This is a genomic window from Pectobacterium sp. 1950-15 (assembly GCF_037136835.1).
GTDB lineage: Bacteria > Pseudomonadota > Gammaproteobacteria > Enterobacterales > Enterobacteriaceae > Pectobacterium.
Genome location: NZ_JBBBQR010000007.1, coordinates 119632 through 139020, shown reverse-complemented (window position 1 = coordinate 139020; position 19389 = coordinate 119632). Strand labels below are relative to the sequence as shown.

The window sequence follows — 19389 nt, the reverse complement described above, 5'->3', positions numbered from 1 at the left end:
GTTGCGGAAGGCAAATCGGTAGGAAGAAAACGGAACGGCAGATGCCGCTCCGTTTCAGTGTCGTATTACTTATTGACGGTCAGTCCGTCCAGATAACGTTCAGCATCCAGTGCTGCCATACAGCCGGTACCTGCGGAGGTAATGGCCTGACGGTAGATGTGGTCCATGACGTCACCTGCAGCAAAGACACCAGGAATGCTGGTTTGCGTTGCATTGCCGTGAATGCCAGATTGCACTTTGATATAACCGTTTTCCAGTTCCAGTTGACCGCCGAACACGGCTGTATTCGGACTGTGACCGATAGCGATAAATACGCCAGCCAGCTCCAGTTCTTCCGCTGCATCGCTTTGCGTATCGCGGATACGAACACCGGTCACACCCATGTCATCACCCAGCACTTCGTCCAGCGTACGGTTGGTATGCAGGATGATGTTGCCGTTTTTAACTTTGTCCATCAGTCGGTCAATCAGAATCTTCTCTGAACGGAACGTCTCGCGGCGGTGGATTAAATGCACTTCTGCCGCGATGTTCGACAGATACAGTGCTTCTTCGACGGCAGTATTCCCGCCACCCACCACGGCAACTTTCTGATTACGGTAGAAGAACCCGTCACAGGTTGCACAGGCGGAAACGCCCTTGCCTTTAAATGCCTCTTCAGACGGCAGACCAAGGTAGCGAGCCGATGCGCCAGTGGCGATGATCAGCGCGTCACAGGTGTACTCGTCGCTATCACCGAATAAACGGAAGGGGCGGTTCTGCAAATCAACACGTTCAATATGATCGAAGATCACTTCGGTATTGAACTTGGTTGCATGCGCGTGCATGCGTTCCATTAACAGTGGGCCTGTTAAATCATCGGCGTCGCCCGGCCAGTTTTCTACTTCGGTCGTGGTCGTCAACTGACCGCCTTTTTCCATACCGGTGATTAATACTGGCTGTAAGTTCGCCCGTGCAGCATAAACTGCGGCAGTATAGCCAGCGGGGCCTGAACCCAGAATCAATAACTTGTGATGTTTAACGGTACCCATGCTTTCCTCATTTCATGACGGTGGATAATGTCCATATGAACAGTCTCTACCACGGACAATGAGAATGATTGTAAGGAAATTACAGGAGTAAAAAAAGTATGCAGAAAAGTTGCTGGCTATTTGTTTAATCGTTAATGACGATGGTGTCGACAAATAGCTGAAAAATCAGCCACATTCATAAGTAAAATGATTGAAGTTACCTCGGCGAATGGCTCTGGCTTATCCAATCTGGCAGTTTCTTCTGATTTTCGTTGTTTTGCTTTGACAATCCGCTGTGCATTTGCGAAAACATCTGGGTAAGAGGAAATTTTTTGTATGTGAACAGTTAAAAGCTCGGCTTTTTATTCGTTTTTGCGCAGGTAGTAGGCCTTTGGGCCACGGATATGACGTGATGGTCTTTTTCGCGGGTGAGCAATACGTGGGGCGAGAACGAGAAGTTAATGACTTTTGATATACAAAATAGGCAGCGTGTCTTCTTTAAGGGTAGCTCTGATACATGAGGTCTATCGGGGTAAAGCGGGTGCAGGGAAAAGTGAAGAGAGACAATAATAATGGTAGACACTAAAAAACGGCCAGGAAAAGATCTCGATCGTATTGATCGTAACATCCTGAACGAATTGCAAAAAGATGGGCGTATTTCCAATGTCGAGCTGTCCAAACGTGTTGGGCTGTCGCCAACACCTTGTCTGGAACGTGTGCGTCGTCTGGAAAGACAGGGCTTCATTAACGGCTACACAGCGCTGCTAAACCCGCATTATCTGGATGCGTCACTGCTGGTTTTTGTTGAAATAACGCTAAACCGCGGCGCGCCTGATGTATTTGAACAGTTCAATGCTGCGGTGCAGAAGCTGGAAGAAATTCAGGAGTGTCATCTGGTTTCCGGTGACTTTGACTACCTGTTGAAAACGCGTGTGCCAGACATGTCTGCTTACCGTAAGCTCCTGGGTGAAACGCTACTGCGTTTGCCGGGCGTAAACGACACCCGTACTTACGTGGTGATGGAAGAAGTGAAGCAAAGCAACCGTCTGGTCATTAAGACGCGATAAACGTGTGGGTGCAAAACCCGATAAATTCAGCTACACTCCTGTGAATTTATACAGTTCCAGCGCCGAGTTTTCTCGGCGCTTTGTCATAAACCTTACAGGCCCCTGGAGAGACTCTTGAGCCAGGAATATACAGAAGATAAAGACGTTACCCTGAAAAAACTCAGTGGAACGCGTCGTTTGCTTGAAGCGATTTTAATCGTTGTGGCACTTTTTGCGGTTTATCTCAGTGTCGCACTACTCAGTTTCAGCCCCTCCGATCCCAGTTGGTCACAGACTGCATGGCACGAACCGATTCACAACCTTGGTGGTGTAGCAGGCGCATGGCTGGCGGATACGCTGTTCTTTATTTTTGGTGTACTGGCGTATGCCATTCCGCCGATCATGTTATCCCTGTGCTGGGCTGCCTTCCGTCAGCGTGATAACCACCAGTCTATCGACTACTTTACCTTTTCACTTCGCCTGATTGGGACATTGGCGCTGATCCTGACCTCGTGTGGTCTGGCTGCGTTGAATATTGACGATCTCTACTATTTTGCTTCCGGTGGTGTCTTGGGAAGCCTGTTGAGCAGCTCAATGATCCCGCGTTTCAACAGCATGGGTGCGACGCTGATTCTGCTGTGCGTGTGGGGGGCTGGGTTAACGCTGTTTACCGGCTGGTCATGGTTAACGATCGCTGAAAAAATTGGTGCCGGTGTCTTGGGCTGTCTGACATTTATGTCAAACCGTTCACGTCGCGATGAAGACTACCGCGAAGAAAATGACCGTGAAGAAGATGAACGCGATGTGCTTAACCTGCGCCACGGTGACGTGTCGGACGAGGCGGTAACGCAACAGCGCGATGAGGATGATGTGCTGTTTTCTGCGCCTTCTGTGGCTGATGCTGCAAACGACATTGCGGCAGACAATAAGATGGAAGCGTCATCATCTTCCGCCGAAAACGCGTCGACTGCTACTCCACCGGCTTTCTCAGCAGAAATGCCTGCGGCAGGGGCAACATTCCCTGAACGGGTTGCGTCTGATTCGCCATTGTCTGATTCCGTGCCTGCTACTGTGCCACCTGTTGCCTCATCATCGGTTGATACGGCATCGTCGCTAAATCCGCCGCTGTATTCGTTTGAAATCCCTGAAACACCCGCAGCGATGCCAGAGATCGCAACGTCGCCTGAACTCCATAACAGTGCGTATACGCCTTACGGCAATAGTTACGGAGAGCGTGCGGTACCGCCAATCGTAACGGCACCGGTGGTTCAACCCTTTGCTGAACCGCCACAGCCTGCACGCGATACGGATTTCAACGCCAACAACACCTTTATGCCAGCGTTCAGCGCTGATGGGGATGACAACCCGCAGATTAAACGCGGTGTCGGGCCGGAGCTGCCGCGTCCTAATCCGGTGCGCATTCCTACTCGTCGCGAACTGGCGTCGTACGGAATCAAACTGCCGTCACAGCGGTTGGCCGAAGAGCAGGCAAGGCTACAGGCGCAGAATGAGAGTGCGGAAACGGAATTGACGAATGATATCTATCAGGAAGAAACACCGGAGGATATTGCCCGTCAGGAAGCCGCTTTGCAGCAGGAATACCTGAATCAGCAGCGTCAACGTTACGGTGATGAATATCCGTTACAGGAAGAGGATGAAGACGCGCTCCTGCAAGCACAGTTAGCCAGAGATTTCGCTGCACAGCAGCAGTCCCGTTATGATGCTAATGCGTTGCAGCGCGATGAGGTCATTTCAGCTCCGGTAGCATCGCCGGTGGTCAGTGAACCCGTTCAGCCAGCTTCTGTGGCTGCGCATAACGATTTTTCATTCTCGCCGTTTAGCGCGGAGAATAATCGTGAGCCTGAGCCGCCTATGTTCAGTGAACCGACGTATACGCCACCGTCTTATCGTGCCGAACCCGATCTTCCACCGATGCATGCTGGTGAGGATGACGACGATGCTGATGAGCGCCACCCGTTGATGTTTGGTCAGCCAGCGCAACCAACGTCAGCGCCTGTAGAGCCCGCGAAACAGGAAACAGTGGCAACACCAACGCATCATCCTGCAATGGATGGCCTGATTCATCCGTTCCTGATGCGCAATGAACAACCGCTACAGAAGCCGACTACGCCGCTACCAACGTTGGATTTGCTGACTCCGCCGCCTGCCAGCGAAGCGCCTATTGATAATTTCGCGTTGGAACAGACGGCGCGATTAATTGAAGCGCGTCTGGCTGATTTCCGGGTAAAAGCGGATGTGGTCGATCATTCGCCAGGCCCGGTGATCACACGGTTTGAATTGGATCTGGCGCCGGGTGTTAAAGCGGCACGTATCTCGAATCTGTCGCGCGATTTGGCACGTTCACTGTCCGTTGTCGCGGTGCGTATTGTTGAGGTTATTCCCGGCCGACCTTACGTCGGGCTGGAGTTGCCCAATGCGCATCGCCAGACGGTTTATCTGCGAGAAGTGCTGGATTGCGATCAGTTCCGTGATAATCCATCGCCGCTGTCGATTGTGTTGGGTAAAGATATTGCAGGCGAGCCTGTCGTTGCCGATCTGGCAAAAATGCCGCACCTGCTGGTTGCCGGTACGACGGGGTCGGGTAAATCGGTTGGCGTCAACGCCATGATCATCAGTATGCTGTATAAAGCCACGCCGGAAGACGTGCGCTTTATCATGATCGACCCGAAAATGCTGGAGCTCTCGGTGTACGAAGGCATTCCGCATTTGTTGACGGAAGTTGTGACCGACATGAAGGATGCGGCAAATGCGTTGCGCTGGTGCGTCGGTGAAATGGAACGTCGCTATAAGCTGATGTCGGCGCTTGGCGTGCGTAATCTGGCCGGATACAACGAACGGGTGATGACGGCAAACGCGATGGGACGCCCAATCCCCGATCCGTTCTGGAAGCCGGGTGACAGTATGGATATGACGCCGCCAGTGCTGGAAAAACTGCCGTATATTGTGGTGATGGTCGATGAATTTGCTGACCTGATGATGGCGGTGGGTAAGAAAGTTGAAGAACTGATTGCCCGATTGGCGCAAAAAGCGCGTGCTGCGGGTATTCACCTGGTACTGGCAACGCAGCGTCCTTCCGTTGATGTTATCACCGGATTGATCAAAGCGAATATTCCGACGCGTATCGCGTTTACGGTGTCCAGCAAAATCGACTCACGGACTATCCTCGATCAAGGCGGTGCAGAATCGCTATTGGGGATGGGGGATATGCTGTATATGGCACCTAACTCCTCGATACCTGTCCGCGTTCATGGCGCTTTTGTCCGCGACGAGGAAGTGCACGCCGTCGTTCAGGACTGGAAAGCGCGTGGCCGACCTCAATATATCGATAATATCGTCAGCGGTGGCGATGATGCTGAAGGTGGAAGCCTCGGTCTTGATGGCGATGAAGAACTCGATCCGCTGTTCGATCAGGCGGTAGAGTTTGTGGTCGATAAGCGCCGTGCATCCATTTCCGGTGTACAGCGCCAGTTCCGAATCGGCTATAACCGCGCTGCGCGAATCGTTGAGCAAATGGAAGCGCAGGGCATCGTTAGCTCCCCTGGGCACAATGGCAACCGCGAGGTATTGGCTCCGCCATCCATGGAATAAGCACGTTGTATTGATTGACCTCACTCCACTATAAGGGCTGCGCGTGCAGCCCTTATGCAAAGAAGCGTAAAAGCGGTGATAAGCAGATAATTCACCTATCACCGCCCGAGTGGGTTCAGATAACATAGCTATATAGGTAACGTGGATCTACAGATAACGTAGCTCGACAAATAACACCGATCCACAAATCACATCGGTCTCTTGCAAAGCATCTGACCTCAAGATGTGAAGGTTGTTATATCAGGAAATTCAAAGGATTATGCGTATGAAAAAGTGGTTAGCTATCAGTTGCCTGATTGCAGGTGTGACCTCAACCGCTGTCTATGCGGACGCGGCAAAAGATTTGCAGGGTCGCCTCAATAAAGTAAACAGTTTCCATGCAAATTTTAGCCAGAAAGTCACCAGCGCCGATGGCGCAGCCGTGCAGGAAGGGGAAGGTGAATTGTGGTTGAAGCGCCCTAACTTATTTAACTGGAAAACCACATCACCTGATGAAAGTACGCTGATTTCTGACGGAAAAACGCTCTGGTTCTACAATCCGTTTGTGGAGCAAGTCACGGCAACCTGGCTGAAGGATGCAACAGGAAATACACCGTTCATTCTGATTACGCGTAACGATGCCAGCGACTGGAGTAAATACGATGTGCGTCAGAAAGGCGATGACTTCGAGCTTACGCCGAAATCCGCGAGTGGCAATCTGAAACAGTTCGCGATTAATGTGACGATGAACGGCACAATCAAGCAGTTTACCGCGACGGAACAGGATGGGCAGCGAAGCACTTATGTGCTGAAGAACCAGCAAAATACCGCTGTTGATGCCGCGCAATTCACGTTCACACCGCCGAAAGGCGTCACGCTGGATGACCAGCGTCAGTGAGGCCAGAGTGAGCAACCTGTCCCTTGATTTTTCCCACAACGAATTCCAACCCCTGGCCGCGCGTATGCGGCCAGCGACGTTGGCGCAGTATATTGGCCAACAGCACCTGTTAGGTGCCGGTAAGCCTCTGCCACGGGCAATTGAGGCAGGGCAGTTGCACTCCATGATTCTCTGGGGGCCACCAGGAACGGGAAAAACCACGCTGGCAGAATTGATTGGGCATTACGGGCAGGCCGATGTAGAACGCATTTCTGCCGTGACGTCCGGCATTAAAGAAATTCGTGAAGCGATTGAACGAGCCCGACAAAACCGCAATGCCGGGCGTCGTACCATTTTGTTTGTCGATGAAGTCCATCGTTTCAACAAAAGCCAGCAGGATGCGTTTTTGCCACATATCGAAGATGGAACGATCACCTTCATTGGGGCAACAACGGAAAATCCCTCTTTTGAGCTTAATTCCGCGTTGCTATCTCGTGCCCGGGTCTATTTGCTGAAAGCGCTGACGGCAGAAGATATCGAACAGGTATTGCAGCAGGCGATGAGCGACAGCGAGCGGGGATACGGCGGACAGAATATTGTCCTGCCTGCCGACACCGCGCGGATGCTGGCTGAATTGGTCAATGGGGATGCCAGACGTGCGCTGAATAGTCTGGAAATGATGGCAGATATGGCGGAAATTGACGCGCAAGGCATGCGAGTCCTGACGCCGGCGCTCCTCAACGAAATTGCTGGCGAGCGTAGTGCCCGCTTTGATAATAAAGGCGATCGCTATTACGACCTGATTTCGGCGCTGCATAAATCGGTAAGAGGCTCTGCGCCGGATGCGGCGCTTTATTGGTACGCCAGAATTATCACCGCCGGTGGCGATCCGCTGTATGTTGCCCGACGATTGCTGGCGATTGCGTCGGAAGACGTCGGCAATGCTGACCCGCGAGCGATGCAGGTGGCGATCTCCGCCTGGGATTGCTTCACTCGCGTTGGACCTGCGGAAGGAGAGCGTGCCATCGCTCAGGCGATAGTTTATCTGGCCTGTGCCCCCAAAAGTAACGCTGTATATAGCGCGTTCAAAGCGGCGATGCAGGATGCGCGCGAGAAGCCAGACTATGATGTTCCCGAGCACTTACGCAACGCACCGACCCGATTGATGAAAGAAATGGGGCTCGGAGCAGAGTATCGGTACGCACACAATGAACCCAATGCCTATGCAGCCGGCGAGATCTACTTTCCACAGGAAATGGCGGATACGCACTATTACACGCCGACTTCGCGCGGCCTTGAGGGCAAAATTGGTGAAAAGCTCGCCTGGCTTGCCGCTCAGGATCAAAATAGCCTGACAAAACGCTACCGTTGAACTAAGCGTTGCGGTAAGGTTATTGCGGTATTTTCTGAAACCGGCCGCGTAGCGCGCCGTGTACGCCATCATTTCATTTGATAATCATAAGCACAGGATTAGCATGCTCGATCCCAATTTACTGCGTAATGAGCTAGACGCAGTCGCCGAAAAGTTACTGGCTCGCAGAGGCTTTAAGCTGGATGTTGAGACCCTGCGTAAGCAGGAAGAACGTCGTAAAGTATTGCAGGTAGAAACTGAAAACCTGCAGGCAGAGCGTAACTCCCGATCGAAAGAGATTGGTGCAGCGAAAGCACGCGGTGAAGATATCGAGCCTTTGCGTCGTGAAGTTAACACATTAGGCGAAAAACTGGATGCCGCGAAAGCCGAGCTGGATCAGTTGCAGAATGAAATTCGCGATCTGGCGTTAACCATTCCAAACCTGCCGGACGACTCCGTACCGCTTGGTAAGGATTATACAGAGAACCAGGAAGTGGCTCGCTGGGGTGAGCCGCGCAAATATGATTTCCCTGTGCGCGATCATGTTGAACTCGGCGAGATGGCTGCCGGACTGGATTTTGCCGCTGCGGTGAAATTAACGGGTGCGCGTTTTGTCGTGATGAAAGGACAAATTGCCCGTCTGCATCGTGCGCTTGCCCAGTTCATGCTGGATTTGCATACGCAACAGCATGGCTATCAGGAAGCCTATGTGCCTTATCTGGTTAACCACGCCACGTTATACGGAACTGGTCAGTTGCCTAAATTTGGTGAAGATCTGTTCCATACCCGACCGTTGAGTGAAGAAGCGGAAAGCAGCAACTATGCGCTGATTCCGACGGCGGAAGTTCCGTTGACCAATCTGGTGCGTGACGAGATTCTTGATGAAGAATCCTTGCCGTTGAAGATGACCGCTCACACGCCTTGCTTCCGTTCTGAAGCGGGTTCGTATGGTCGCGATACGCGTGGGTTGATTCGTATGCACCAGTTTGACAAGGTTGAACTGGTACAAATCGTCCGCCCTGAAGATTCTATGCAGGCGCTGGAAGAATTGACGACGCACGCCGAAACGGTACTGCAACTGCTGAAATTACCGTATCGTAAAGTCTTGCTGTGCACAGGCGATATGGGCTTTGGCTCCACCAAAACTTACGATCTGGAAGTCTGGCTGCCGGCGCAAGATACGTACCGTGAAATCTCCTCTTGCTCAAACATGTGGGATTTCCAGGCGCGTCGTATGCAGGCTCGCTGCCGTAGCAAGTCCGACAAGAAGACCCGTCTGGTTCACACGTTGAACGGTTCTGGTCTGGCAGTTGGTCGTACACTGGTAGCTGTTCTGGAAAACTACCAGCAGGCCGATGGCCGTATTGAAATTCCTGAAGTGCTGCGTCCATATATGGGCGGGCTGGAGTTTATTGGTTAATCGCCAGTGACTTGAAAAAAAGCGCCCGTTTAAAGGCGCTTTTTTTACGCCCCTATTCGGTAATATTTTTTCATCGTAAAAATAGCTTCTCTGCCTTAAACAACCCGCTCGACTTAATTTTAAAGCTTAAAATGATGTAAAATCAGTTGAGTAGCTTCTTTCCGTTTTCAAGCGTGGCGGTCTTCCTGTGGACGTTGATGAATTCTTTCAATTCATAATTTGAGAAAGGACTTTTAGCACTTTTTGCCCGGATTGACTTTTATATACGCAGTGGCATGATGCGCTCACTCTTCTCTGGTTGTTTGGTTATCCACTTCGCTATGTCTGCTTATTCCCGCCCAGTGCTGCTATTGCTCTGCGGACTTTTGCTGCTGACAGTGTGTATCGCGGTATTAAATACGTTGGTACCACTTTGGCTGAGTTATCAATCGCTTCCCGTCTGGCAGGTTGGCCTCGTTGGCTCATCCTATTTCGGTGGCAATCTGGTTGGAACGCTAGTGGCCGGTAAATTAATCAAGCTTTATGGGTTTAACCGTAGCTATTATTTTGCCGCTTTATTATTTGGCATTGCGATTGCTGGTCTCGGTATTTCTACGGATATTAGCAGTTGGCTATTCTGGCGCTTTCTTGCTGGGATCGGCTGTGCATTAATCTGGGTCGTGGTTGAAAGCGCCTTGTTGTGTAGCGGAACGCCGACGCAACGAGGGCAACTGCTGGCTGCGTATATGATTGCCTATTACCTCGGTAGCGTGATTGGACAGCTCCTGCTTGGCGTATTGCCGACAGCATTGCTGAACGTGCTACCGTGGATGGTCGCGCTGGTTATTTTGGCCGTATTGCCCCTACTGTTTACTCGTCTTCCTACGCCGCCAGAACAGCAAGAAAAGTCTGTTAGCCTGTGGAAAATGCTGACGTATCGCAGTGCGCGTTTAGGCGTACATGGCTGTATTATTTCCGGCGCAATTTTAGGATCGCTGTATGGCCTGATGCCGCTGTATCTCTCTCATCAGGGAATGAATGATGCGCAGGTTGGATACTGGATGGCGCTGCTGATTAGCTCTGGGATTATCGGTCAATGGCCTATTGGACGTATGGCCGATCGATATGGGCGGCTATTAGTTCTGCGGGTATTGGTCTTTGTTGTCATTATTGGCTGTATTGCCATGTTAAGCCTCAGTCACTATGCCATGGCGCCGTCGCTGTTCCTGCTGGGATGCGCAGGGTTTACGCTGTATCCCGTTGCCATGTCGTGGGCATGTGAAAAAGTACGCCCTGATGAGCTGGTCGCGATGAATCAGGCCTTGCTCCTCAGCTACACGCTTGGCAGTCTTTGCGGGCCAAGCGTTGCTGCGGTATTGATGCAAAGCTACTCCGATCGCTTGCTGTTTGTACTGATTGCCGCTGTTGCCATGATCTACCTGATGATGTTGCTCAGAAAAGCCGATCATCATCCAACGCCGTTAGCTGCTGCTTGAGCTAGCAACATCGAGGCTGGCCAGCGAGCTTTGTCCTGCTTCGACCATGTTATTCCACAGCGCTTCAGCTACCGGGCTAAGGCGCTGTTTTGCGTTTCTCACCAGATAAAATATGCTGGTTAGCCCGAGTTTTTCCGGTGAAATTGCTGTAAGTTGCCCGTTTGCAACCCACTTAGCGGCATAATGGTCAGGAAGGAAACCAACATGTGTGCCTGCTAATAAGAGCAATAAACTGCCTTCTACATTCCATGCAGTATTTTGCAAACCTTTCTTTGCTACAGGGCCTAACTGCTTACTAATCTCGTGCAATGCGTGGCCGCCAATTAGCAACCTGTTCGGGTTCAGCGTTCCATCACGCCATTCCTTTTCTATTCTTGCCGCATTTTCCGATGTGGAATAAAAATAACTTTTCTCGACAAAAGCGGGCTGAAAATAGATATCTGTTGGAACATCATCCGGCAAGACGCTCAGAATAATGTCAATATGCCCGTTTTTTAAACGCTCCATCAGCGGTGTGTAATCACCGATCTCCAGCTCAACAGCAACGTCTGGGCTTTGAGAGTACAGCTTTCCAATCGCGTTCGAGATAACTTTAGCAGGATGAGTGACGGTGTTATCCAAACAGCCAATGCGAGCTTCGCCAATGAGTTGATGTTTGATCCGTGCTAATCGATTTGCGAAGTCGTCCAACGTGGCGATAACAGATTTGGCTTCCTGGTACACAACCTCGCCTTCTGTTGTAAGAGCGAACCCTCCACGTCCACGTTCGCACAGGACGAGTCCGAGCGTATCCTCAAGGCGAGACAGGTAGTGGCTCAGCACGGGTTGGCTTAAGCCTGTTGCGGTCTGGGCGTTAGTAATTCCTTGTTTTTCAACGATTTTACAAAAAAGTTTTAACCAGCGGATCTCCAGTTTATCTAAGCGCATAGCATTTCCTTCGCATACATTACATATCTGAATGTTAACATCAAAATATATCTGTATTAATCGATATGAAACCCATTTATCTTGTTGTCACGCCACATCATTGATGTGGTTGCCACAAAAAGCGTGGTTTTATGCGTCACATCAGGGCCTCTCATAAGCACAATGGTGTTGTTAGCTTGCTGACGGCACCATTGTTCTATACGCCGTCAGGCAACCTCTATAAAATATCACAACGATACAATAATTATTTGCTGCTTATTTAATGGAGGAAATATGTCTCAAGGGAACGCTGTACCTGAAAAAGAACAACAGGAACGGCAAATCTATGATTATGAATATGAGCGAGTCCCCGCTGAAGCCAGAAAAAGCTGGTATGTTATCGCTTTAATATGGCTGGCAATGGGAATTGACATCTCAGGTCTATTTCTCGGTGCTTTCTTAAGCGGCGGTCTTCCTTTTTCCCAGGCGGTTAGCGCCACACTTATTGGTTCTGCCTTTTTAGGGGTGTTGGCAGCACTATGTGCTAACGTCGGTTATGGCTGTGGGCTATCAACAACGCTACTGAGTATTTCCGTTTTTGGGCGTCTTGGTGGAAAGATTATCGGTATTTTCTCTGCCGTATCATTGATTGGCTGGTTTGCTTTTCAACTCGATTTTTTTGGTGTGATGCTGCAAAAAGCACTCCTCCATTATCAATTTGAACCCGGTCGTTTTCTTATTTTAGTTTTCGGCATGGTGCTGATGACCTCTACCGCTATCTGGGGGGTCAGGGCATTGGGTAAACTGAGCGTATTCAGTGTTCCACTTATGCTGATATTGATAATTACAGGTCTGGTTTTAGCGGCGAATACTCACCCTGAAATACCCCTCCCAATAATTAAAGCGCCAATTAGTATGGGAAGCGCTATCTCTTATGTCGTTTCCATCTGGATAGTCTCTGCCGTGATGTCACCGGATATTGCCCGCTATGCTAAAACCCGTAAAGATGCGCTTCTCGGTGCGGGATTAGGGTTCTTTTTGGGAAATAGCTCAACAATATTAGTGGCACTCATTCTGACTCATCTGGTCGGTACAGAAGATTTAGTTGAGGTATTTTTCAGTATTGGTTTAGGCATGTCTGCTATTGTGGTGCTTATTTTTGCCCAGTGGACAACAAATAGCACTAATCTTGTTTCTGCATCGCTGGGGCTGTCTGTTGTTATTCGAGCGCTATCGCGACCGGTATTGGTTGTACTAATGGCTATTGCCGGGCTGTTGTTAGCTTACAACGGTATGATTAATAACTTTACTCAATTCTTGTCACTGCTCGGTGTACTGATTTCTCCTATCGCGGGTGTTTATCTCGTCGAATATTATTTTATTAAGTCTTCACGTTTGCAGAAAAGTGTATCAGAGGCTTCATTCTTGAATGTGGCGGCGGCTATATCCTGGTCACTTGGTAGTATTGTGAGCCTGTTAACCTCCCCAGATTTTTTTGATTTATTTACGATAAGCTCGATCTCTGCCCTGGATGGCGTAATTGTGAGTATGGCGGTTTATATCGGCATACATAAAATTTTCCCTCAATTGGCAGATTAAACGTGTTACGCAGATAACATGAGATCTTGGGTAGAGTATGTCTCGTTATATTAATGCACAAACAATTGATGATATAGCACTAGGGGCCGCTGTTCTCGGTACAGGGGGCGGCGGCGACCCGTATGTAGGTTCTTTGATGGCAAAGCATGCATTAAAAAATGCCGCCCAAGTGCCTGTACTCGGTTTAGATGAAATTAAAGATGATGACGTATTTGTGCCGTGCAGTATGATTGGCGCAACGACGGTAGTTGTTGAAAAAATCATGTCAGCAAGCCAGTTCGTTCGGGCATTTGACGCGATGGAAAAGGCGCTTGAACGATCTATTGCGGCGACATTCCCCATCGAAGTTGGTGGTATCAACTCACTCATGCCGTTTGTCGTTGCGGCAGCAAAAGGTCTACCTGTTGTTGATTGTGATGCGATGGGGAGAGCGTTCCCCGAAGCGCAGATGGTGACCTTTTTTCTTGATGGCTTACCCTCGGCGCCAAATACGTTAGCAGATGAAAAGGGAAACACGGTTACCTTAAATCCTATTGATGGCGTATGGTCTGAACGTTTGGCTAGGATAATTTCGGAGCAAATGGGGGCTGCATGCGCCATGTGCGATTATCCATTGCGCGGTAGCCAGCTTAAGCGCAGTGCCATCAAAGGGACGCTTACCCTAGCGAAGAATATCGGAAAAACGCTGCGAGAGGCTCATCAGTCGGGCAGCCATCCGGTACAGTCTCTGCTTACCGTGCTGAATGGCCATATCGTTGCATCAGGAAAAATTGTTGATGTAGCACGGCGTACAACTGGCGGTTTTGCGCGGGGCAAAGTGGTGTTGGATGGCATGGGGAATGACAAGGGTGAGTCGTTTACGGTGCTTTTCCAGAATGAGCTATTGCTTGCTTATCGCTCGTCACAGGTGACAGATCCTACGCAGGATAATCTGCTGGCTGTTGTGCCTGATTTAATCTCCATAGTAGACAGTGAAACCGGACGTCCGATCATTACGGAACATTTACGTTATGGGCAGCGAGTCGATGTCATTGCCTATCCGTGCAATGACAAGTGGCGAACGCCAAAAGGGATTGACGTTGCGGGACCGGAGTATTTCGGTTATCCGGTGCAGTATGTGCCGATAGAACAGCTTGCAAATCGCTGAGGCTTTCCCGATGTTACATAAAAATGATTACCGACTCGGGATTGATGTCGGCGGCACCAACACGGATGCGGCAATTTTAGATGCGGACCTGCGCTGTATTGCGACGGCCAAATTTCCTACCAGCCTGGATATTTATAGCGGCATCGAACGGGTGATTGCTGAAGTATTGGCGCAGTCAGGCATCGAGCCGCAGCATATTCGCTATGCGATGTTGGGGACAACACAATGCACCAACGCGATTGTTGAGCGGAAAGGGCTGGATCGCGTTGGATTATTGCGCCTGAGCCTGCCAAGCAGCGATAGCGTTCCGCCACTATTTGGTTGGGATGACGAGTGGCAAACGACATTAGGCGAGCATTTCTACCAAATTCATGGCGGCTATGAATTTGATGGCCGAGAGATTCATTCCGTACTGCAGGATGAAGTATTAGCAGCTTGTGACAGGATGCGCGGTCATGTGGATAGCGTGGCAATTTGTGGCGTATTCTCTCCCGTCAATAATAAGCAGGAACTGCAGGTTGCCCAGTGGGTGAATGCTGCATTGCCTGACGTTTCCGTATCGTTGTCCCACCGGATAGGCAGCACCGGACTACTGGAAAGGGAAAACGCAACGATCCTGAATGCGTCGTTGCAAAGCACGGCAAACCGGTTTGTTAGCGGCTTTACGCAAGCGCTAATCCGACATGGTATTAAGGCTACGCCGTTCTTCGGACAAAACGACGGCACATTGATGTCCGAAAGTATGGTGAAGCAATATCCCATTCTGACGATGGCCTGTGGGCCTACGAACTCGATTCGCGGAGCATGCCACCTTTCCGGGCTGGATAATGCACTGATTATTGATGTCGGTGGCACGACGACAGATATTGGCGTGTTGGTGAATGGCTTCCCGCGTGAGTCGGCTATCGCTGTTGAAGTGGGCGATGTGCGAACGAATTTCAGAATGCCGGATATTATTTCTATCGGCATTGGCGGGGGAACCTGTGTGCGGCAGTCTCCGGATGGGAAACTCACGCTTGGCCCTGACAGCGTCGGTTATCGCCTTCTTGAGCAGGGTGTCAGCTTTGGCGGCGAGACGTTAACGCTCAGCGATATCATGCTGCAACTCCATTGCGAGCGATGGACATCCGATCTTCCTCACCCTCTTCCTGAGTTGGATAACGTATTTTGCCAGCAGGCTTATCGTCAGATGATTGATAAAGTGGAAAGTGCTATCGATCGGATCAAATCGTCCAGTGCGGCTATTCCCGCTGTGCTTGTTGGTGGTGGCAGTATTTTACTGCCTGACGTTTTATCGGGTATCAGCCAGGTCATGCGCCCGCTGCATTTTGATGCGGCAAATGCGGTAGGTGTAGCCTTAGGAAAGGTTGGCGCACAGATTGAACGCGTAGTGAAAATGCCGGATAACGATCGTGAGAAGATAAAAAGCGAGCTGCAGCAACAAACGGTTTGTCTTGCAGAAGAAACGGGAGCGATGCCGGGCAGCGTTGAAATCATCGACTATCAGGAGATTCCGTTGGCATATTTGCCGGGGAATGCGGTACAGGTGAAAATCAAGGCAGCAGGAAATCTGGCTTAGCGCTGCGCTTAACGGTGTCAGGATATCTCTTCGCTACAATGAAAATAGCGCGCCATGAGCGCGCTATTTCTTCAGAAACTATCAGAGATCAGTACATGACCTTGTGACCGTAGCTTTCAAGAATCGATTTAATACGATCCATGGTATCGGCCTTCGGTGGTTTAACACCGTCTAACTTGTACTCTTCACCCATCGCTATCCACTTGTGCTTGCCAAGTTCATGGTAGGGGAGAAGCTCAATTTTCTCGATGTTCGTCATATCCTTGGTGAACTCACCCAACTTGTGTGCGGACGCATCATCATCAGACCAGCCGGGGACGACCACATAACGTATCCAGGTACGCTGGTTGCGCTTTGCCAGATAACGTGCGAAATCCAGAGTACGGTGGTTCGATACGCCAACTAAATTCTGGTGTATGTCGTCGTTCATTTGTTTCAGATCGAGCATCACTAAATCGCTGACGTCCAATAGCTCGTCAATGACGGGGTCATAGCGGCGTACAAACCCGTTGGTATCCAGACAGGTGTTGATGCCTTCTGCCTTGCACGCGCGGAACCAGTCGCGCACAAATTCGGCCTGAAGGATAGCCTCGCCGCCGGATGCCGTTACGCCGCCGCCGGACGCATTCATAAAGTGGCGGTAGGTCACGACTTCTTTCATGAGTTCTTCCACCGTCACTTCCTTGCCGCCGTGCGTATCCCAGGTATCACGGTTATGGCAATACAGGCAGCGCATCAGGCAACCCTGGAAGAAGATGATGAAACGGATGCCTGGGCCATCGACGGTGCCGCAGGATTCAAAGGAGTGGATGCGACCGATTACTGACATTGCGAGGTTTTCTCCAAATTTGACCGAACAATAGCGGTCTTTATGAGCGCAGTCATAAGAAAGCAGGTGTTAATCTGGCAGAGATTGCTGACAGAAAAACACCGTAGGACAGATGCTGCGTCGAATCTGTTTTGCGAGCCATCCACATGGTGAGAGCAATATAGCGGGCTGGCAAAACAGGCTAACAACCTGAACGACAATCGGGGGTGAGAAAAAGGCCCCACTGATGTGGAGCCTTTATTTTACGCCTTTTCAGACAGTCATGGAAATTACATTGACTGAGTGAAAGTACGGGTGATGACGTCTTGCTGCTGTTCTTTCGTCAGTGAGTTGAAACGCACGGCGTAGCCAGATACACGGATAGTCAGCTGCGGATATTTCTCTGGGTTTTCCATCGCATCAAGCAGCATTTCACGGTTCATGACGTTGACGTTCAGGTGCTGACCGCCTTCGATGCTGGCTTCGTGGTGGAAATAACCATCCATCAGGCCGGCAAGGTTAGCTTTACGCACGTTGTCATCTTTACCTAACGCGTTAGGTACGATGGAGAAGGTATAAGAAATACCATCTTTCGCGTAAGCAAACGGCAGTTTAGCAACGGAAGTCAGAGAAGCCACAGCACCTTTCTGGTCACGACCGTGCATTGGGTTCGCACCTGGTCCGAATGGCGCACCTGCGCGGCGACCGTCTGGGGTATTACCGGTTTTCTTACCATATACCACGTTAGAGGTGATGGTCAGAACAGACTGGGTTGGTGTTGCACCACGGTAGGTATTCAGTTTCTGAATTTTCTTCATGAAACGTTCAACCAGGTCACAAGCCAGTTCATCTACGCGAGCATCGTTGTTACCGAACTGCGGATATTCGCCTTCGATATCAAAGTCGATAGCCAGACCGTCTTCATCACGAATCGGTTTAACTTTGGCATATTTGATGGCAGACAGGGAGTCAGCAGCAACAGACAGACCCGCGATACCACACGCCATAGTACGGAACACGTCACGGTCATGCAGTGCCATCAGCGACGCTTCGTAGCTGTACTTATCGTGCATGTAGTGAATGATGTTCAGAGAGGTGACGTATTGTTTCGCCAGCCAATCCATGAAGTGATCCATACGATCCATCACTTCGTCGAAGTCCAGAACATCGCCTTTGATCGGTTCTGATTTCGGACCAACCTGCATTTTCAGTTTTTCATCCACGCCGCCGTTAATCGCGTACAGCATGGTTTTTGCCAGGTTTGCACGGGCACCGAAGAACTGCATTTGCTTACCAACGATCATTGGGCTTACGCAACAGGCAATCGCGTAGTCATCGTTGTTAAAGTCAGGACGCATCAGATCGTCATTCTCGTATTGCAGAGAAGAGGTATCGATGGAGACTTTAGCGGCATAGTTTTTGAAGTTCTGTGGCAGTTTTTCAGACCACAGGATGGTCATGTTCGGCTCTGGAGACGGCCCCATGGTGTACAGGGTGTTCAGGAAGCGGAAGCTGGTTTTACTTACCAGCGTACGGCCATCCAGACCCATACCAGCCAGAGATTCGGTTGCCCAGATTGGGTCACCAGAGAACAGCTCATCATACTCAGGAGTACGCAGGAAACGCACCATACGTAGTTTCATGACCAGGTGGTCAATCATTTCCTGAGCTTCTTCTTCGGTGATTTTGCCGGCTTTCAGATCGCGCTCAAGGTAGATATCCAGGAAGGTGGACACACGTCCGAAGGACATGGCTGCACCATTCTGTGATTTCACCGCAGCCAGGTAGCCGAAGTAAGTCCACTGAACCGCTTCCTGAGCCGTTGTCGCTGGGCCAGAAATATCACAGCCATATTTAGCGGCCATTTCTTTAATTTGGCTCAGGGCATGGTGCTGATCGGCAATTTCTTCACGCAGACGGATTGTTGCTTCCAGATCTTCGCCGTTTTCCAGTTTGGATTGCAGAGAAGTGAACTGAGCAAACTTGTCTTTCATCAGGTAGTCGATACCGTACAGCGCAACGCGACGGTAGTCACCGATGATACGGCCACGGCCGTAGGCATCTGGCAGACCAGTCAGAACGCCTGATTTACGACAACGCAGGATATCTGGGGTGTAAACATCAAACACGCCCTGGTTATGCGTTTTGCGGTATTCGGTGAAGATTTTTTTCAGTTGAGGATCCAGTTCACGGCCGTAAACTTTGCATGAACCTTCAACCATTTTGATGCCGCCGAACGGAATTAACGCACGTTTCAGCGGAGCGTCAGTCTGCAGACCAACGATTTTTTCCAGACCTTTGTTGATGTATCCCGCGTCGTGAGACGTGATAGTTGCGGCAACATTGGTATCAAAATCAACAGGGGCGTGAGTGCGGTTTTCCTGCTTGATGCCTTCCATGACGCTGTCCCACAGGGCAGAAGTCGCTTTGGTTGCACCAGCCAGGAAAGACTCATCACCTTCATACGGTGTGTAGTTTTTCTGGATAAAGTCACGAACATTGACGTTATCCTGCCATTCACCTTTGCTAAAGCCTTGCCATGCATTGGCCAATTTTTCATTCAGCTCGGTCATTTTACACCTACCT

13 protein-coding genes are annotated in these 19389 nt (G+C 50.3%); 9 read left to right on the top strand and 4 right to left on the bottom strand.

What is annotated here, in order from left to right:
- Positions 1-65 precede the first annotated feature (65 nt).
- Entirely contained in the window at positions 66-1028 is a 963-nt protein-coding gene (gene trxB / locus WCT94_RS10225) for a thioredoxin-disulfide reductase (RefSeq protein WP_015839971.1), read from the bottom strand.
- Positions 1029-1579: 551 nt separating this feature from the next.
- On the opposite strand from trxB, the gene lrp reads away from it, so the two are divergent.
- The 6 genes from lrp to WCT94_RS10195 all read left to right on the top strand — a co-directional run bounded on the left by lrp (position 1580) and on the right by WCT94_RS10195 (position 10764).
- Positions 1580-2074: a leucine-responsive transcriptional regulator Lrp gene (lrp, locus tag WCT94_RS10220; RefSeq protein WP_010277211.1), complete on the top strand. Its 495-nt coding sequence runs from the start codon at positions 1580-1582 to the stop codon at positions 2072-2074.
- A gap of 114 nt (positions 2075-2188) precedes the next feature.
- Entirely contained in the window at positions 2189-5662 is a 3474-nt protein-coding gene (locus WCT94_RS10215; protein ID WP_336869458.1) for a DNA translocase FtsK 4TM domain-containing protein, read from the top strand.
- A 265-nt stretch (positions 5663-5927) separates the two neighbouring features.
- The gene (gene lolA, locus WCT94_RS10210; protein WP_336869456.1) at positions 5928-6539 is read left to right on the top strand and encodes an outer membrane lipoprotein chaperone LolA; all 612 of its coding nucleotides are present in this window, start codon (positions 5928-5930) and stop codon (positions 6537-6539) included.
- Between the two features lie 7 nt (positions 6540-6546).
- Positions 6547-7890 (top strand): replication-associated recombination protein A, encoded by a 1344-nt coding sequence (locus tag WCT94_RS10205; protein WP_336869541.1) that lies wholly within the window; start codon positions 6547-6549, stop codon positions 7888-7890.
- 103 nt (positions 7891-7993) lie between these two features.
- Positions 7994-9289 carry a serine--tRNA ligase gene (serS, locus tag WCT94_RS10200; protein ID WP_336869454.1) on the top strand — a complete coding sequence of 432 codons (1296 nt, stop codon included), beginning with the start codon at positions 7994-7996 and terminating at the stop codon, positions 9287-9289.
- 320 nt (positions 9290-9609) lie between these two features.
- A complete protein-coding gene (locus WCT94_RS10195) occupies positions 9610-10764 on the top strand; it encodes an MFS transporter (protein WP_336869540.1) in 1155 nt (384 codons plus the stop codon).
- Here WCT94_RS10195 and WCT94_RS10190 read toward each other — a convergent pair.
- Positions 10750-11691: a LysR family transcriptional regulator gene (locus WCT94_RS10190; RefSeq protein WP_336869452.1), complete on the bottom strand. Its 942-nt coding sequence runs from the start codon at positions 11689-11691 to the stop codon at positions 10750-10752. The genes WCT94_RS10195 and WCT94_RS10190 overlap by 15 nt on opposite strands.
- A 273-nt stretch (positions 11692-11964) precedes the next feature.
- Between WCT94_RS10190 and WCT94_RS10185 the strand changes: the two genes are divergently transcribed.
- Genes WCT94_RS10185 through WCT94_RS10175 form a run of 3 tightly spaced genes read left to right on the top strand, consistent with a single transcriptional unit; the run spans position 11965 to position 15995 of the window.
- Positions 11965-13269, top strand: coding sequence for a cytosine permease (locus tag WCT94_RS10185; RefSeq protein WP_336869450.1), 1305 nt, complete (start codon positions 11965-11967; stop codon positions 13267-13269).
- 37 nt (positions 13270-13306) lie between these two features.
- The gene (locus tag WCT94_RS10180) at positions 13307-14416 is read left to right on the top strand and encodes a DUF917 domain-containing protein (protein ID WP_336869448.1); all 1110 of its coding nucleotides are present in this window, start codon (positions 13307-13309) and stop codon (positions 14414-14416) included.
- 10 nt (positions 14417-14426) lie between these two features.
- A complete protein-coding gene (locus WCT94_RS10175; RefSeq protein ID WP_336869446.1) occupies positions 14427-15995 on the top strand; it encodes a hydantoinase/oxoprolinase family protein in 1569 nt (522 codons plus the stop codon).
- Between the two features lie 88 nt (positions 15996-16083).
- Here the strand turns inward: WCT94_RS10175 and pflA are convergent, their stop codons facing one another.
- Together pflA and pflB are read right to left on the bottom strand one after the other, a co-directional pair.
- Positions 16084-16824, bottom strand: coding sequence for a pyruvate formate lyase 1-activating protein (gene pflA, locus WCT94_RS10170; RefSeq protein ID WP_015839981.1), 741 nt, complete (start codon positions 16822-16824; stop codon positions 16084-16086).
- A gap of 269 nt (positions 16825-17093) precedes the next feature.
- Positions 17094-19376, bottom strand: a complete 2283-nt coding sequence (pflB, locus tag WCT94_RS10165; protein WP_039286973.1) for a formate C-acetyltransferase — start codon at positions 19374-19376, stop codon at positions 17094-17096.
- Between the last annotated feature and the right edge of the window lie 13 nt (positions 19377-19389).

Excerpts from the sequence above, each read along its gene's own strand:
- WCT94_RS10175 (WP_336869446.1), top strand. The coding sequence starts at position 14,427 with ATGTTACATAAAAATGATTACCGACTCGGGATTGATGTCGGCGGCACC.
- WCT94_RS10190 (WP_336869452.1), bottom strand. The coding sequence starts at position 11,691 with ATGCGCTTAGATAAACTGGAGATCCGCTGGTTAAAACTTTTTTGTAAA.
- WCT94_RS10180 (WP_336869448.1), top strand. The coding sequence starts at position 13,307 with ATGTCTCGTTATATTAATGCACAAACAATTGATGATATAGCACTAGGG.
- pflB (WP_039286973.1), bottom strand. The coding sequence starts at position 19,376 with ATGACCGAGCTGAATGAAAAATTGGCCAATGCATGGCAAGGCTTTAGC.
- lrp (WP_010277211.1), top strand. The coding sequence starts at position 1,580 with ATGGTAGACACTAAAAAACGGCCAGGAAAAGATCTCGATCGTATTGAT.
- serS (WP_336869454.1), top strand. The coding sequence starts at position 7,994 with ATGCTCGATCCCAATTTACTGCGTAATGAGCTAGACGCAGTCGCCGAA.
- WCT94_RS10185 (WP_336869450.1), top strand. The coding sequence starts at position 11,965 with ATGTCTCAAGGGAACGCTGTACCTGAAAAAGAACAACAGGAACGGCAA.
- pflA (WP_015839981.1), bottom strand. The coding sequence starts at position 16,824 with ATGTCAGTAATCGGTCGCATCCACTCCTTTGAATCCTGCGGCACCGTC.
- trxB (WP_015839971.1), bottom strand. The coding sequence starts at position 1,028 with ATGGGTACCGTTAAACATCACAAGTTATTGATTCTGGGTTCAGGCCCC.
- lolA (WP_336869456.1), top strand. The coding sequence starts at position 5,928 with ATGAAAAAGTGGTTAGCTATCAGTTGCCTGATTGCAGGTGTGACCTCA.
- WCT94_RS10195 (WP_336869540.1), top strand. The coding sequence starts at position 9,610 with ATGTCTGCTTATTCCCGCCCAGTGCTGCTATTGCTCTGCGGACTTTTG.